The 14,516-nt window shown below is 59.8% G+C and carries 15 protein-coding genes; 7 read left to right on the forward strand and 8 right to left on the reverse strand.

What is annotated here, in order from left to right; genetic code table 11:
- Positions 1-30 precede the first annotated feature (30 nt).
- The 5 genes from IPK79_05060 to IPK79_05080 form a co-directional block, all read right to left on the reverse strand.
- Positions 31-324, reverse strand: a complete 294-nt coding sequence (locus tag IPK79_05060; GenBank protein ID MBK8189801.1) for a hypothetical protein — start codon at positions 322-324, stop codon at positions 31-33.
- Positions 321-740: a nucleotidyltransferase substrate binding protein gene (locus tag IPK79_05065; protein MBK8189802.1), complete on the reverse strand. Its 420-nt coding sequence runs from the start codon at positions 738-740 to the stop codon at positions 321-323. The genes IPK79_05060 and IPK79_05065 overlap by 4 nt, the downstream gene beginning before the upstream one ends.
- The gene (locus IPK79_05070) at positions 706-1,038 is read right to left on the reverse strand and encodes a nucleotidyltransferase domain-containing protein (GenBank protein MBK8189803.1); all 333 of its coding nucleotides are present in this window, start codon (positions 1,036-1,038) and stop codon (positions 706-708) included. The genes IPK79_05065 and IPK79_05070 overlap by 35 nt, the downstream gene beginning before the upstream one ends.
- Before the next feature lie 15 nt (positions 1,039-1,053).
- Complete coding sequence (locus tag IPK79_05075; protein MBK8189804.1) at positions 1,054-1,407, reverse strand: hypothetical protein; 354 nt, start codon at positions 1,405-1,407, stop codon at positions 1,054-1,056.
- Positions 1,408-1,485: 78 nt separating this feature from the next.
- Positions 1,486-1,971: a hypothetical protein gene (locus tag IPK79_05080; GenBank protein MBK8189805.1), complete on the reverse strand. Its 486-nt coding sequence runs from the start codon at positions 1,969-1,971 to the stop codon at positions 1,486-1,488.
- A gap of 364 nt (positions 1,972-2,335) precedes the next feature.
- Here IPK79_05080 and smc point away from each other — a divergent pair, with 364 nt between their 5' ends.
- The 5 genes from smc (at position 2,336) to IPK79_05105 (ending at position 9,653) form a co-directional block, all read left to right on the forward strand.
- Entirely contained in the window at positions 2,336-6,103 is a 3,768-nt protein-coding gene (smc, locus tag IPK79_05085; protein MBK8189806.1) for a chromosome segregation protein SMC, read from the forward strand.
- Positions 6,093-6,941 carry a segregation/condensation protein A gene (locus IPK79_05090; GenBank protein ID MBK8189807.1) on the forward strand — a complete coding sequence of 283 codons (849 nt, stop codon included), beginning with the start codon at positions 6,093-6,095 and terminating at the stop codon, positions 6,939-6,941. Before smc ends, IPK79_05090 begins: the two co-directional genes overlap by 11 nt.
- A gap of 30 nt (positions 6,942-6,971) precedes the next feature.
- A complete protein-coding gene (locus IPK79_05095; GenBank protein ID MBK8189808.1) occupies positions 6,972-7,580 on the forward strand; it encodes an SMC-Scp complex subunit ScpB in 609 nt (202 codons plus the stop codon).
- Between the two features lie 179 nt (positions 7,581-7,759).
- Positions 7,760-9,166 carry a replicative DNA helicase gene (gene dnaB, locus IPK79_05100; protein ID MBK8189809.1) on the forward strand — a complete coding sequence of 469 codons (1,407 nt, stop codon included), beginning with the start codon at positions 7,760-7,762 and terminating at the stop codon, positions 9,164-9,166.
- A 55-nt stretch (positions 9,167-9,221) separates the two neighbouring features.
- Positions 9,222-9,653: a hypothetical protein gene (locus IPK79_05105; protein MBK8189810.1), complete on the forward strand. Its 432-nt coding sequence runs from the start codon at positions 9,222-9,224 to the stop codon at positions 9,651-9,653.
- A gap of 43 nt (positions 9,654-9,696) precedes the next feature.
- Here IPK79_05105 and IPK79_05110 read toward each other — a convergent pair whose 3' ends face one another.
- The gene (locus tag IPK79_05110) at positions 9,697-10,479 is read right to left on the reverse strand and encodes a hypothetical protein (GenBank protein ID MBK8189811.1); all 783 of its coding nucleotides are present in this window, start codon (positions 10,477-10,479) and stop codon (positions 9,697-9,699) included.
- Between the two features lie 184 nt (positions 10,480-10,663).
- Positions 10,664-11,149 carry a pilus assembly protein gene (locus IPK79_05115; protein ID MBK8189812.1) on the reverse strand — a complete coding sequence of 162 codons (486 nt, stop codon included), beginning with the start codon at positions 11,147-11,149 and terminating at the stop codon, positions 10,664-10,666.
- A gap of 223 nt (positions 11,150-11,372) precedes the next feature.
- Here IPK79_05115 and IPK79_05120 point away from each other — a divergent pair, with 223 nt between their 5' ends.
- Positions 11,373-12,101, forward strand: a complete 729-nt coding sequence (locus IPK79_05120; protein ID MBK8189813.1) for a hypothetical protein — start codon at positions 11,373-11,375, stop codon at positions 12,099-12,101.
- 477 nt (positions 12,102-12,578) lie between these two features.
- Here IPK79_05120 and tpx read toward each other — a convergent pair whose 3' ends face one another.
- Positions 12,579-13,112 carry a thiol peroxidase gene (gene tpx / locus IPK79_05125; GenBank protein MBK8189814.1) on the reverse strand — a complete coding sequence of 178 codons (534 nt, stop codon included), beginning with the start codon at positions 13,110-13,112 and terminating at the stop codon, positions 12,579-12,581.
- 205 nt (positions 13,113-13,317) lie between these two features.
- Between tpx and IPK79_05130 the strand changes: the two genes are divergently transcribed.
- Positions 13,318-14,511: an acyl-CoA dehydrogenase family protein gene (locus IPK79_05130; protein ID MBK8189815.1), complete on the forward strand. Its 1,194-nt coding sequence runs from the start codon at positions 13,318-13,320 to the stop codon at positions 14,509-14,511.
- Positions 14,512-14,516: the final 5 nt, after the last annotated feature.

Here is a 14,516-nt window from a genome sequence, read left to right on the forward strand (position 1 = left end):
GACGGGCGTCATAGGGATAGGATAGGGGGATTACGGGGCGGCGGCTGACAGCGGGAGGCGGTACGCGCCTTCCACCTTCAGTGTAACACGGGCCCCGCTCGCCTCGTCGCTTGGCGCTTGCCGCTCAATGGCGACGACGGCCCAGCGCAGAAGACGCGCCTGCGCATGCGGCAATTGCGCGATGATCGCCGCTTCGAGATCCCGGGCGTTGGGCGTGGCTGCGCGCGCGACGCCGTTGTCGTCCATCCACGAGGCAATCGTCAACGACAGATGAAACGCCTGAACGGCGCTGGAATCGCTCGCTGCGCAGCGTCCTTCGGTCATGGAGACATTATTTTGGAGTTCAGGGCTGTGGTCAGCGCATCGCGCGCCGTCGTAAGCGCGGGCGCATAGCCTTTGATCCGCCTGAAAATCGTCTCGGCCTGCTCGTCATTATATGTGTGGACAATGAGGTTGCGGTCATCGGCCATTTCCAGCCACTGGGCCTCGTCCCCGCAGAGCCATCCGACCTGTCGGGCCGAGCGAAGGGCTTCTTTAGGCGTGCCGGCGTCCACGCCTTCACAGGCGGAGAGGGCTGCTTTGAGAGCCTTCCAGAATGTTTCAAAGGTCAGCATAAAGGTAAGGAGCGCCGAATTTCGGGATTTGGCGTCGCCCGCGTCGCTGTCCAGCTCTGTTTGCAAATTCGTCAGCGCCCTTTGGAATTTGTCAAAGGCCTGATTCGCGCGCAGCGAAGCGGTCATAGAGTACGATTCCTTCATGTAGGACGCTTTTACGAACGGCCTCGTCGACGGTCTCCAGCCGAATCAGGTCAATTTTGAGCAGCGTGCGGGCTTCTTCGGCGATTTGTCGGATAAAGGTCCAATCGCGATCGTCGGCTACGCCGCTCACGGCCAGATCAATATCTGAGAAGGGGCGCTGAGCGCCGCTGGCGCGCGATCCAAACAGGATCACCCGCTCGACTGCCGGAAAGCGGCTGAGCGTATCGACCAGCGCCGTTACGACCCGATTGGCTGGATCTTCAAGAGGAAGCGCGTCCATGGCGGGCGGTTGTCGTCAGTCGAGCACTTTGTCAATCAGGTTTTTGGCCTTCTCTTTGATGGAGGGGCCTTCTTCTGACTTGCGGATTCGCAGGTTATACAGCGATTCGTCTTCGGGATGCGCCTTCACGTAGGCATCGCCCTGGGCATAGACTTCCTGACGCACTTCGGTTTCCGTGGCGCCGGTCTTTTTGGCTTCGACGTCGCGGACCCACTGGTCAAACACTTCCTGATCCTGAAGAATGGCGTGCGTCAGCGTGGTTTTCGGGACAATGACGCCGCTTTCGCGCAATTCCTGACAACCGCCCAGCGCGACGGTTGCGACCACCGCCAGCGCCATCATCGCGCGTGAAACAAACCCTGGATTCATCCGCAAAGCTCCTTACGGCTTACACACCCGTGCGATCATATCATATCGCTCCGTTTAGGAGTTTGTGGCCGAAGCTGTTCAGGGGTCGAGAGGACCGACTGTAAACATTCCGTCGGGAGCGCCGTTCAGTGTTTTTCCTACCAGAAACGGATTGTCAGATTCGACATGCATGCCCCAAGGGCGGCCATTCATATACATTTGGGGAAGAACAAACTCTTTTACGAAGGCGTTTGCCTCTTCAGGGCCCATCTCCTCTAGGCGGCTATCGTGTTTACGGGGATCGTGCCCCAGATTGTGGTACAGTTTATGGTTAAAGTTTCCTACCAGCAATTCCACTAAACTCGCCTCTTTTTGTCGTAATTGCTCTTGAAGCGTCTCATTCTCTGCCTCGCCAGAGGGAGGGTTGATGGTGACGCGGAACATGCGTTCGTCACTATTATCTGTTGTAATATTGAATCCTCGATAATCACGTAGGAATTGTGCGTCATAAACCATCCGTTCCAGCGTCGAGAGATATCTCGTGTCACAAGAGATGACGGTTTGGCCAAAACGAATGGGGCGCATGTGGGAGTCTCCTGGTGATCGATTGTGGTCTTCTTAAACCGGGTCGCGGGGGGTAATTGCCTGCTGTTGTAACAATTTGCGATAAAGCGGGCGCGAGCGCGTTTTTGCCATTTGCTTTATAAAAGCGGCACGCTTTACGCGACGGCAAGAGGGGAGGACAGGGGGGCGGTTATTGGGTATAATGGAGGCAACGCCAAAGCGACATCCCGACGAGCGCCCGTCAGCGCCACCCGCTACAAGCGCGTCGAGGCCCTGTTCTGCGGATACCGGACTGATGTATAAGGACAAGAGAGTTCCTGACCCAAGACGAGGCGGCTGGCGATGCGCTTTTCAAGGCGCGCGCGTCGCTCTCGCCGGCTAGCGCATGTATATCTGCCAGATCGATATCGATAATTTCAAGTCCTTTGCCGAACGCACGGCTATCCCGTTTCGCAAGGGCTTTACCACCATTTCCGGGCCCAATGGCTCGGGAAAGAGCAATATTGTCGACAGCATCCTGTTTTGCCTCGGCTTGTCCAGTTCTCGGACCATGCGCGCCGAAAAACTCTCTGACCTCATTAATAATCTCTCGCGGCGGCGCGAATGTACGGTCGCCATCACCTTCCGCAAAGAGCCTCACGAGATGGCGCCGGGCGAGCAGGCCGCGCAACTGACCGTATCGGCGCAAGACGTGCTCACGGAAGGCGTCGCTCTGCCCGATGATGTCTCTGAAAGCCAGAGCGATGACGCCTCGCTGCTGACGGTCGCGCGGCGTATTAAGGGCGGCGCGGGTGGTTATGCCAGCACGTATTACCTCGACGGGCGTCCCACCACGTTGATGGAGATCCATGAGACGCTGGGCCGTTACCGCATCTCGCCGGGATGCTTTAATGTGATGATGCAAGGCGACGTGGCGGGCTTTGTGGGCATGTCCGCTGTCGAACGCCGCAAAATCATTGATGAAATTGCGGGCGTGGCCGAATTCGACCGTAAAATCGAGCAGGCCGAGCGCGAACTCGACGCCACCGGCGCCAACATTGAGCGCAATCTGATCCTGTTGCGCGAAATCGAAGCGCGGCTCGAACAATTGGCCGCCGAGCGCGAAACAGCGCTGAAATATCAGACGCTCCGCGCCGAGCGCCAGAGCTGGGAGCATAAGCTGCTGGCTTCACAGTATGCTGACGCCCAGCGTGGCCTGCGCGACACGCAGGAGGCTATTGTTGACGGACGTCGCCAGCGCATGGAGGCCGAAAAAGCCTTGCAGGAGCTGGGTGAGGCCGTGGCTGCCACGCGTCAGCAATTGCTCAGGCTGTCTGAAGAGGTCAAACGCAAGGGCGAAGACCAGCAAATCGCTCTTAAAAAGCAGATTGAATCCCTCAAAGGGCATGCGGCGCGCAAAGAAGACGCCATCGCCTTTATCGATCAGCGCACGGCGGATAATCTCAAGGGCGTTGAGACGATGAAGGCCGAGATCGCCCGTCAGCGCCAGAATATTGAAGCTATCGATGCGCAGACGGCCGCCTTTGATCACCAGATTAAAGAGCTGCAAGCCTTGTATGACAAGGAAGCGCGCCAATACGACAAGCTCAACAAACGCTTTGACGCCGTGACGGACTCCACCAGCGAACTGGGCGCCCAGCGCGCCGACGTCCGCAAGCGCCTCGGAGCCGAAGAAGACGAGCTGACGCGGCTTCAACGCGAAGTGATGACGCTGGAAGGCGAAGCCCGCCATCGTCAAAGCGAACGCGCCTTGCGTGAACAAGGTCTGCAAGAAGCGCTCGCCCAGCAGGCATCGCTGGATGAGCGACTGGCGGCTGTTTCGCGTCAGTGCGATGATCAGACGCTCGAAAAGGCCGCCTTCGAGGTCCAGTTGCAACAGGCCCAGCTGGATCTCAGCAAGAAACGTTTGGCGATGAAAGAGGCGCACAGCAATGTTCAGGCCTTCCAGCGCGACGTCATGCGTCTGGAAAGTCAGAAACGAGCCTATGACGAGCTGAATCTCGCTCGTCCCGTGGAAACTATCCTGCATTCCAACCTCCCGGGCATTCACGGCGTGCTCGGACAACTGGGCAGCGTGGAAAAATCCTACGAACTGGCGCTCGAAGTGGCTATGGGCGGGCGCATGCAAAGCGTGGTGGTGGAGACCGATCAGGTTGCCTCAGATGCGATCGCCTATCTGCAACGGCACAAAGTGGGACGGGCGACGTTTTTACCGCTCAACAAGATGCAACGGCCTCGCGAACTGCCGTATCTGCCCAGAGGGCAAGGCATTGTCGATTACGCGATCCATCTGGTTGAATATAATCCGGTTTATGAGCCGGTTTTTGCCTTTGCGCTGGGCGAAACGCTGATTCTCGAAACCCTGGCCGATGCGCGTCGCTATCTCGGCAAATTCCGCATGGTTACTCTCGACGGATCGCTGTTGGAGCGCTCCGGCGCGTTGACGGGAGGCTCTGCGCCCGGCGGCGGACGGGCTGGCGTGCGTTTTGCCAATTCCGGCAAGGCGGAGCAGGAACTTGAAAAGTGTCAGGCCCGCCTGCAAAAGGCCGAAGCGGAGAAAGACGCGCTCGATCAGGCCGTCACGAAGCTGGAATTGCGTCTGGATGACTTAAAAGCCGCTTACGCGCAATGTATCAATGCGCTGACGCGCGCGCAAACCGAGCGCGACGCCCTTAATCGCCAACGTGAAGAGCTGCAGGATCGTCTGGGCGGCTCGACGCCGGGCGTGGCGTCGTCTGACGCCCCAGATGGTCTGGCTGCGCGCTTGAAATCGGCTTCTAAAGACTGCGCTCAGCGCGAAACTGTCGTCCAGCGCCTGCGCGATGAGCTGGATGCGCTGGAAAGCAAGCTGCCTTCTGATCAAATCGCTGAACTGCGCAAGGAAATCGCTGACGTTGCATTTCAAAAAGACCATTTTGAAACGCAAATCCGCAATGCGCAGGCCGATCGACAAAGCAAGGAGATGGAAAAGAACTATCAGTCGGTGGGTATTCAGGAATACGAACAGCGCATTGCCCAGCATGGTCAGGAAAACCAGAAGATGGCCCGCGAGAAGGCCGATCATCAAGAGGAAATCCAGATCACGCGTCAGCAAATTGCGGATCTCGACGCGCAAACCGCCGTGCTGGACGATGAGTTGCGCAAGCTTCAAGACGAACGCGACGCTGCGCAACGCCGTTTGATCGAAGAAGAGAAGCGCCGCAACGCGCTGGAGCACGATCGCGCCGCTATCGATACGCGTATTGCCGCCCTGCAAACGCGTCGTCGCGAACTGGAGCCCCAGGTTCGCCAGTTACGCGCCGCGCTGGCGGAGGCGCTGGGCGAGGGCGGCGATCCCGATGCGGCCATCGCGGGCGAATTGCCCTCGGCTGAGGAGGTCCAGCGGAATCTGGATCGCCTGCAAAAGCGTATGGCGGCAATGGAGCCGGTCAATATGCTGGCTATCGCCGAATATGACGACGTCGCTTCGCGGCAAACCGCTCTGGGCGAGAAAATCACCACCCTGGAGCAGGAGAAAGAAGCCCTGCAAACCCGCATCGCCAGCTATCAAAACCTCAAACTCGACGCCTTTCGCGAGGCCTTTGATCAGGTCGACGGGCATTTTCGATCGATTTTCGCCGAACTGGCGGACGGGCTGGGCCGCCTGGTCCTGACCAATCCTGAAGAGCCTTTCAATGGCGGGATGACGATTATGGCGCAGCCGCGCGGCAAGAAGCTTCAGCGCATTGAGGCGATGAGCGGCGGCGAGAAGTCGCTGACGTCACTGGCCTTTGTCTTTTCGCTGCAACGCGCGCTGCCGGCGCCTTTCTATGCGCTGGACGAGGTAGATATGAATCTCGACGGCGTCAATGCCGAGAAGCTGGCGCAGATGGTGAAGGCGGAGGCCGAAAAGGGCGCGCAATTCATTGTCGTCTCGCTTCGCAAGCCGATGATCGAGCATTCCAACCGCACCGTGGGCGTCACGCAGAAACGCGACGGCATTACCAAGGTAACGGGCGTCAAAATCCGTGAAGACGCCGAGGTCGACGCGGCGCCCGCGCCGCCGATTCCGCTGCCGGTGATCGCCTCGCGCCGTCGCCGCGCTAAATCGCCCGCTGCCGAGCCGTCGGCCGTAGAGACATCGCAAGAGGAGGGGATTGTCCATGCCGGTTAAACCGTCCGCCCCCGCGCCCGCTGTCAAATCGGCCAAACCCGAGCATGACGGGCTGGAAATCCTGTTACAGCTTACGCGATCCGGGGCTATCGACCCCTGGAACATTGATATCGCGCAAGTAGCCGATGAGTACCTGCGCGCGGTGGCCGAGCGGCGCGACGCCGACCTGAAGATTACCGGCAAGACTCTGCTGTATCTGGCGATTCTCCTGCGGATGAAATCCGATAAGCTGGCGGGCATTGATTACCTGATGCCAGCCGCGACAGAAGACGATCTCGGCGGCTGGCTGGACGAAGCCGATCCTGAGTTGGGCGTGAATCCTTTCAAACAGGGGCGCTCGCCTTTCAAATCGCTCGAAGAGCTGATTCAGCGCCGTAATAGCGCCAAGCAGAAGCGCATCCGCCGCGTCACGCTGAAAGACCTTATTCACGAGCTGAAGAAATACGAGGCGCTTGAAGCCCAGCGCTCGTTGCGCCGCCGCGTCGAAAGCGACGACGCCCGCCGCGCCATGACCGACTACAGCCATCTGACCTCCGACGATATCGAGAATCTCGCGCACGACGAGTTTATCGAGGACACCATTGCGCGCCTGGCCTCGGTGCTGGAGCGCCTGCTGCTGGGAAACGAGGAAATCAGCCTGACGACGCTGATGGAAGAGGGCCGCATCGACAAAGTGTCGGCGTTTCTGGCCCTGCTGTTTCTGGCGGCGCGCGGCGACGTGTCCATGCGCCAGAATGAGTTTTACGCCGAGCTGTATGTTTCGTATGATACGGATGTCGCGCCGGATGCGCTGCTGGCGGCGGATTCTGAGGCGACGCCCGCCGAGCTGGCCAGTTAGGGCGCGCCTGTGGGAGGGTTTGACCCGTTGATGGAACCGGATGACCAGAGCGCCGACGTCTTAAACGTGACGGACGCCGCGCCCCCGCTGAAGGGGCGCATTGAGGCGGCGCTGTTTATCACCAATCATCCCCTGCAAATCCCGGAACTGGCTGAGCTGGCCGACGCTTCGTGCGATGACGTCGAAATCGCTCTGATGGAGCTGATCAGCGACTACGCCTTTCGTGAAGGCTGCGCGCTGGAGGTCGACGACGCCGACGGCTATATTCTACAGGCCCGCGACGAGTACCGCCCCGTCATCGACAAGATGATGCCCATGGAACTATCGCAGGGCGCGTTACGCACCCTGTCGGCCATCGCCATCAAGGGCCCGCTGTTGCAATCCGAACTGGTGGCCTTTCGCGGCGCCGCCGTCTATGATCATATCCCCGAACTGCTGGCCAAAAAACTGGTGACCAAGCGGCGCGAGGGGCGATCGTATCGCCTCAAGGCGAGCCCCGGCTTTTACGAGCATTTTCGTCTGACGGGCGATAAGAAAGAGCTGGCTGCGCTGATGTCGCTGATGGGGGTCGACCAGTTGCAAGAAGGCGGCGCGCGCCAACAGGATCTGCTCGAACCAGATCTTGCCATGGAGCCCTGAGGGGCGGGTCTACTGCGTAGGCTGCCCGCAGGAAAACTTCAAACTGACTGCGCGGGTCGCGCCGATTTGCTATGATGAGAGCCTCAGACACGCCCCAAAGATGGTGGAGCGCGTCTCGCCCCTTGCCGCCTGCCCGCAGGCGCGCCAGAGGCCCCAACCCCCAAGAGGGCCGTATGTCGATGGCCGCTAAACCTGCCGCCGCCCTGGAGCCGGGCGCCAACGTCCTCGATTTCCAAAGCGCGCTGGAGCGCGTGCCGCCGCAAAGCCTTGATGCCGAACAAGCCTTGTTGGGCGGCGTGCTGGTCGATGGTCAGGCGCTCAATCAGGTGCTGGAGTTGCTCAAGCCCCACGATTTCTATCGTCCGGCGCATCAGGAGATCTTCTCGGCCGTGTGCGGGCTGGTTGACAAGAGCGAGCCGGTCGACATCATCACGGTGTCGGAATGGCTCAAGGACAAGAACCTGCTCGATGATGTCGGCGGGCGCTCTTACCTGATGGACTTGGCTCAGGCGCACCTGACGTCGGCCAATACGGCATACTATGCGCGTATTATTCGCTCCAAGTCGCTGTTGCGCGCCCTGATCCATGGCGGCTCGTCCATTGTTGAGACCGCCTTCGAAGAAACCGACGCCGAGACGGCCATTGATCAGGCCCAGCAGACGATCTTTGCCATTGCTCAGCAAGGCATGCCCGACAAGCTGACCCATGTCAAAGACATCCTGCCGACGACCATTGAGCAAATCGAGGAGCGCTTCGAGAACAAGGGCGCGCTGATGGGCATGGCCACCGGCTTCTATGAGCTGGACACGATGACTTCCGGCCTTCAGAAATCCGATCTCATTATTGTCGCCGCGCGTCCCTCGATGGGGAAAACGGCTTTCTGCCTGAACATCGCAAGCCATGTGTCGCTGCGCGAACAGAAGCCGGTGCTGGTGTTCAGCCTGGAGATGAGCAAAGAGCAGCTTGTCACGCGCATGCTCTGCTCAGAAGCCGAACTCGACGCGCAGAAGATTCGCACCGGGCACTTCACCGAATCAGACTTCGCCAAGCTGTCCAACGCGATGGGAAAACTCGGCGATGCGCCGCTGTACATTGACGATTCGCCCGGTATGACGGTGATGGAGCTGCGCGCCAAGGCCCGCAAGCTCAAGATGGAAACCGGCGACATCGGCCTGATCGTCATCGACTACCTGCAACTCATGGAAGGCTCGGGCAACGGCTCGTCGAATATCGACAATCGCGTGCAGGTGATTTCAGCGATTTCTCGCGGGTTGAAGGGCATCGCCCGTGAGCTGCAAACCCCTGTCATTGCGCTGTCTCAGCTCTCGCGCGCCGTCGAAAGTCGCCAGGAGAAGAAGCCCATGCTCAGCGACCTGCGCGAATCCGGCTCCATCGAACAAGATGCCGATCTGGTGATGTTCATCTACCGCGACGAGTATTACAACCGCGAAACCGAGCGCCCGGGCACCGCCGATATCATTATCGCCAAACAGCGAAACGGCCCGGTGGGCGAAGTCTCACTGCTGTTTCGCCACAGTTGGACCAAATTCCTCAACCCGGCTGACAAAAAGATCGAGATCTTTTAGCGTCATCGTCGGCTTGCGTCTCAGGCGCGGTCGGCCTACACTGGGCCGGCATGGTGTGGATGCGAAAGGTTTCAAAACGCCGGTGATGATCAGGCGAGTTTCCGCCAGTCTGCTTTGTTCGCTGGGCGTTTGCGTCCTGCTGACGGGTTGTGCGCGGCCCGGCGTCGATGGCGCGGCCTCCCACGGCGGCGTGTCGCCCGCCCTGACCCAGCCGCCCGAGGCCGTGAAGTTCTCGGCGCCGGTGTATCAAACGTTTTTTCAGGATTTACGCGCCGACTGCCTGAATCCCGCCGAAGGCGGCGTTTCCACGCCCACGGGCGAACCGGTGGATGAGGCGCGCATGCAGGGCTATTGCGCCTGCTACGTCGAAACCTTCAAAGATCGCTTCTCGCAAGGCGATCTCGACGCCTACCTGCGCGAGAACAAGCCTCTGGACGAGGCCCGGCTCACTGAGGTGGATCAAACGTGCAGCCCCGAACTCAACTGAGTCCGAGGCTGTCGCAATGGCGTTTTTTCAGGCGTTAAAGGCCTTAGAATAACGGGCGGACGTTGCCGCCAACTTGGGCAGGCGCTGCGCCGCCGGCCGTCGCGCCGGTGGCTCCCGTCAGGCCGTTGGTGGCCGCGCCGGGCTGGGTCTGACCTTGTTGCTGCGTCGGATCGGTTACGCCCATTTGCTGCATCAGCACTTGCAGTAACTGCATAATCATCGCCATAATCTGCTGGATGTTTTGCGGTTGCTGCTGTTGCTGATTGGCTCCCTGAGCGCCGCCTGCGGGAGCGCCGCCGCCGCCGGATTCGCCGCCGCCGCCCGAGGGCGCAGATTGGCCGGCTTGACCCGCTGCGCTCGGCTCCGAAGCGGATTTCGATCCGCCGCAGTCGCCGCCGCTGCACTCTTCCGAACCGCCGTCGCCGGATTCTTCAGCCCCTTCGCTGGCGCCGGATTTGTCGGCGCCTTGGGCGTTGGAAGCCGTGTCCAGCATGGCGAAGAAGTTATTGTCCTTGGCCGCGTCGCCGAAACCGGCAGAAAAGTCAGCCGTGTCGATTTCGTCCTTTTTCCCCGCCAGACCGGCGAATTGCTTAAGTTCGTCCTGGGAAATGCGACCGTCTTTATTGACGTCATGCATCAGGCCCTGATTGTCTTTGCCGCCGACGGCCATGGTGCCTAATAAACCGGCGGTGTTGTAGTCTTTATTCTTGATGGCGTCTTGCGCGGCCGCATTAATTTCTTTCTTGTCGAGGCCGTTGTTGTCTTTGTCAAATTTTTTGAAAATACCGGTATCGCCCGAAAATTTAGACAATTGAACGCTGCTCATAAACCTCTCCTCAGTCAGTAGGGGGGGTAATCTCTGCATCTCGTGGGGGTGGGGATTGCACTTCTCTTCAGAAATAAAAACATTCCAAAGGGATGGATTGTTAGCCTTAAGAAAGGCGTAAGAATTGCCCTGAATCCGCTCACACCAATGCTTTTGAGGGAGGTCTTGTCTTAAAAGGTTATCGCTAGTAGACGTTGCGGTAGCCCACGCCTTTATACTGGATATCGAATGCGCCGGGAATCACCACAATGGGCTGGCTCAGCGTGGGGACCGAGAATCCGCCGCACAGAGGGTTGTACGTCACGGTGACATCTGCTGTATAGCCAATGGTGGAGGCCGGGTCGGCGGCGTTGCTCAGCAACGGCTTAATGGCGGCGCTTTTCAGCGGCAGGCCTGCACTGGCGATTCGATTCTTGAGCTGGGTTTCGCCGAGCGCGGCGTCGTTATACACGGCCGCCGTATAGGCGCCGTCCAGCGCGGCCAGCTTGGCGGCTTCGTAGGCTTGCCACGCATGGGCCAGTTCGACGGCGGCGAAGATGACGACAAACAGGAAGGGCAGCGTCAGCGCCAGTTCTGCCAGATTCTGCCCCCGAGCGCGCGGGCGCAGGCGGCAGAGGCGGGCGGGAGAGGGAGAAATGCCTGAAGTCGATGGCGCGGTGAACGTCGTCATAACCGTATCCTGACCGTTGGCGAGGCGGGGGCGATAAGGGAGGAGGGTGGGGGCAGGCCTCGCGTTTATCAGCGGTATCGGCGCAGCAGGCGGAAAATTGAATTCCGGGCGGCGGATGGTAACAAAATGTCATCGGCGGGTTCCGCTGCGCGCCGGGCGATTGCCTTATAATAAGAGGCGGGGCGAGCGCGTCCCGTCGTATCAGCAGTCGTGCAGAGGCTTTATGTCGGGTCCGTCTCCAAAATCTGTCGCCAGCAAGAGCATCTCCAGCCATAAGCGCCTGGAGCAGATGCTACAGGAAACCGAAGCCGAGCTGGATCGGCTTCAGCCCCAGATCGAGCGGCTTGAAAAGCAGATTGAGCGCCTGCGCGAGTTGAAATTTACCAAACGCAAGCTCATCGCCTTACGTCTGAGCCTGCAATCGATTCTTGAGAACTTTGGCGCCCAGCAGGCCGAGGCCTTCCTCAGCGGCCTGGCCCCGCTGGAAGGGACATCGGAGCCGGTCATGGCGCTCAGAACGTCGTCCGGCGGCAGCTCAGGCCCGCGCCACGATTTTGACGCGCTGGAAGCCGAAGGCGCGTCGTTTCTGCCCGATCGCGCCTTGAGCGAAGCGGCGCGGGTGCTGCGGCGTCCCGCCTCGCTGAACTTTGAGATCTTTCGCGCGCTGGTCTTTAGCGGTGGGCGGGCCAGCAGCGGACAAATCAAGGAATCGCTGATGGCGCGCGGCGTGACGTTGCCCTCTAGCGGTGAAACCCTTGAGGGACTGTCGTTATCGGATATTTCTTCTCGCGCCAATTATCTGGTGCGCAAGGGGCTGGCCTATGCAGACGGCCGCGGGGGGTTTCGCTGCGCCGTCGGCTGGACGCCCGCCCAAGCGCCCGAACAGGACCCCGAAGCGGCGCATCCTTCTGTGGACGCCTCTGAGACCGAGGCCGTCGCCCTAGCCGAATAGCTAATAGGCGCGCCTCCCCAAATGGCTGTTTTACCAAAGCGGTATTTTAGGCAGAATAACCCTAACTGGAGGGTCAGTCTTCGGGCTGATAAGGCTGGTAACACCACTTGAATCGACGCCGGGGACCGGCAGGCGGAGGCCAAAGGCCGATTCAGGAGAGCGGGCAAGACTCATGAGAGGAGTCTGCTGGGCATGCTCAGGCGCATCGGGCGTTTCTGCCGAAGGCGGGGTCTTGTGACGCGCGCTTTCGACAAAAGCTTCCCTTGCGGCCCTTGCGCCCGAATACAGCTTGCTTGTGTAACACCCCCCCTTACTCGTATGAATCCCCCTTTAACGAGAGCGGCGCTCCCCTCAACGGGAGCGTTTTCTTTAGGGCGTCAGGATTGGTGATTGGCTTGCCGCAAGGCCAAAGCCCCCTCGCCGGTGAACACGAGAGGGCTTTGGGAGCCATAAGGCCGTAAGCTCGGGAAAGAACCCTTAGCGGACGCCTGCGGGCTGCGCGTTGGCAGCGGCCTTCAAGGCGGCTTCGTAGTTGGGTTCTGACGTCACTTCCGGGACGATTTCCTTGTAAACGACCGTGTTATCGGCGTTAATCACGAAAATCGCCCGCGCGAGCAAGCGCAGCTCTTTAATGAGGACGCCATAGTTCACGCCGAACGAGGCGTCGCGGTGATCCGACGCCGATTGGACGTTGTTGACGCCAGCTGCGCCGCACCAGCGGCTCTGGGCGAACGGCAGATCCATGCTGACGACCAGCGTCTCGACGTTGCTCAGTTTGGCGGCTTCTTCGTTAAAGCGGCGCGCTTCGGTATCGCACACGGGCGTATCGAGCGACGGCACGCAGACGACCAGACGCGTTTTGCCCTGGCCGCTTTGCAGCGTGACGGGCGACAGGTCATTGGCCAGAACGGTGAAATCCGGGGCTTTGGCGCCAACGGCCACGTCCGCGCCCAACAGGGTAAGCGGGTTGCCTTTAAAGGTAATGACGCCTTGACGTTCAGGGGTAGACATCTTCTCAACTCCTTACTTTATGTATGAACTCCTGCGGGCTTGCCTTGCGCTCGCCCGCCTGCGCCCAGTGAGGGAAACCCTTGCGCGCAGAGCCACAGGGTAGCACGAAAGCGCGACGACACGCAAAATCGTCCGGCTGAAAGATGGCGTTGCGCCTACAGGGCCTATAATAGAGGGGTAACGGCTTGGACGGGAGGCGGGCGCCATGGATTTTACCCTCAGCGAGTCTCAGCGCGAAATCTGGCGCTGGGCCAATGCGTTTGCGGATCGCGAGATTGCCCCGCGCGTGGCGCAAAATGACCGGCTGGAGCGCTTTGATCGCGAGTTGCTGGGGCTAATCGCCGAGCAGGGCTTCTTTGGGGCTATCCTGCCAGAAGAATACGGCGGCCAGGGCGTGGACCACATCGCCTATGCGCTGATGACCGAAGCCATTGCGCGCGTCTGTTCCTCGACCCGGACCCTGTTTTCGGTGCAAATCTCGTTGGTCGAAAAGCCGCTACTGGCCTTTGGTACGGCTGAACAGAAGGCGCGTTACCTGCCTGCGCTCGCTAGCGGCGAGTGCATCGGCTGTTTTGGCCTGACAGAACCCAATGCTGGAAGCGATGCGGCTAATCAGCAGACGACGGCCACGCGAGACGGCGATCACTGGACGCTCAACGGCCAGAAAACCTGGATTTCCAACGGCAGCATCGCGCATCTGGCGATTATCATTGCTCAGACCGATCCGGCGCTTGGAACGCGCGGCATGGCGGCGTTTCTGGTAGATACCGATTCTCCCGGTTTCAGCGCGCGGGCGATTCATCCCAAGTTGGGGTTAAAAAGCTCTGATACGGCGGAATTGTTTCTGGAAAACGTCCGCGTCGCCGACTCTCAACGCTTGGGAGACGTCGGGCAAGGGTTTAAGGTTGCTATGTACTGCCTGGATCAGGGGCGGTTCAGTGTCGCGGCAGGCGGCGTGGGCGTGATTCAGGCGTGTATTGACGCCTGTACGCAGTACGCGCGCCAGCGTGAGGCCTTTGGTCAGAAGATAGGCCAGTTCCAGATGATTCAGTCGATGATCGCTGATATGGCGGTGGACGCCGAAGCGGGCCGCCTGCTGGTGCTGCGGGCGGCGCATAAAAAGGATCTCGGCGTTCGCAATACGCGCGAGACGTCGATGGCCAAGCTGTTTTGCTCGGAAGCCGCCAATCGCGCCGCTTATAACGCCGTTCAAATTTTCGGCGGATATGGGTATTCCGAAGAATATCCCGTGGCGCGCCTGTACCGGGACGCGCGCGTGCTCACCCTGTATGAGGGAACCAGCCAGATTCAGCGTATGATTCTGGCGCAGGATGAGTTGGGCTTACGTCCGGCCAACGGTCCCGACAGTCCGTCCACCCCGCTGGACCGCTTGTCCTGAGGGGA

The sequence above is a fragment of the Vampirovibrionales bacterium genome (assembly GCA_016712355.1).
Classification (GTDB): Bacteria; Cyanobacteriota; Vampirovibrionia; order Vampirovibrionales; family Vampirovibrionaceae; genus JADJRF01.

Bases quoted from the DNA above. Each gene is read 5' to 3' on its own strand.
- IPK79_05060 (MBK8189801.1), bottom strand. From the start codon at position 324: ATGACCGAAGGACGCTGCGCAGCGAGCGATTCCAGCGCCGTTCAGGCG.
- IPK79_05065 (MBK8189802.1), bottom strand. From the start codon at position 740: ATGACCGCTTCGCTGCGCGCGAATCAGGCCTTTGACAAATTCCAAAGG.
- IPK79_05070 (MBK8189803.1), bottom strand. From the start codon at position 1,038: ATGGACGCGCTTCCTCTTGAAGATCCAGCCAATCGGGTCGTAACGGCG.
- IPK79_05075 (MBK8189804.1), bottom strand. From the start codon at position 1,407: ATGAATCCAGGGTTTGTTTCACGCGCGATGATGGCGCTGGCGGTGGTC.
- IPK79_05080 (MBK8189805.1), bottom strand. From the start codon at position 1,971: ATGCGCCCCATTCGTTTTGGCCAAACCGTCATCTCTTGTGACACGAGA.
- smc (MBK8189806.1), top strand. From the start codon at position 2,336: ATGTATATCTGCCAGATCGATATCGATAATTTCAAGTCCTTTGCCGAA.
- IPK79_05090 (MBK8189807.1), top strand. From the start codon at position 6,093: ATGCCGGTTAAACCGTCCGCCCCCGCGCCCGCTGTCAAATCGGCCAAA.
- IPK79_05095 (MBK8189808.1), top strand. From the start codon at position 6,972: ATGGAACCGGATGACCAGAGCGCCGACGTCTTAAACGTGACGGACGCC.
- dnaB (MBK8189809.1), top strand. From the start codon at position 7,760: ATGGCCGCTAAACCTGCCGCCGCCCTGGAGCCGGGCGCCAACGTCCTC.
- IPK79_05110 (MBK8189811.1), bottom strand. From the start codon at position 10,479: ATGAGCAGCGTTCAATTGTCTAAATTTTCGGGCGATACCGGTATTTTC.
- IPK79_05115 (MBK8189812.1), bottom strand. From the start codon at position 11,149: ATGACGACGTTCACCGCGCCATCGACTTCAGGCATTTCTCCCTCTCCC.
- IPK79_05120 (MBK8189813.1), top strand. From the start codon at position 11,373: ATGTCGGGTCCGTCTCCAAAATCTGTCGCCAGCAAGAGCATCTCCAGC.
- tpx (MBK8189814.1), bottom strand. From the start codon at position 13,112: ATGTCTACCCCTGAACGTCAAGGCGTCATTACCTTTAAAGGCAACCCG.
- IPK79_05130 (MBK8189815.1), top strand. From the start codon at position 13,318: ATGGATTTTACCCTCAGCGAGTCTCAGCGCGAAATCTGGCGCTGGGCC.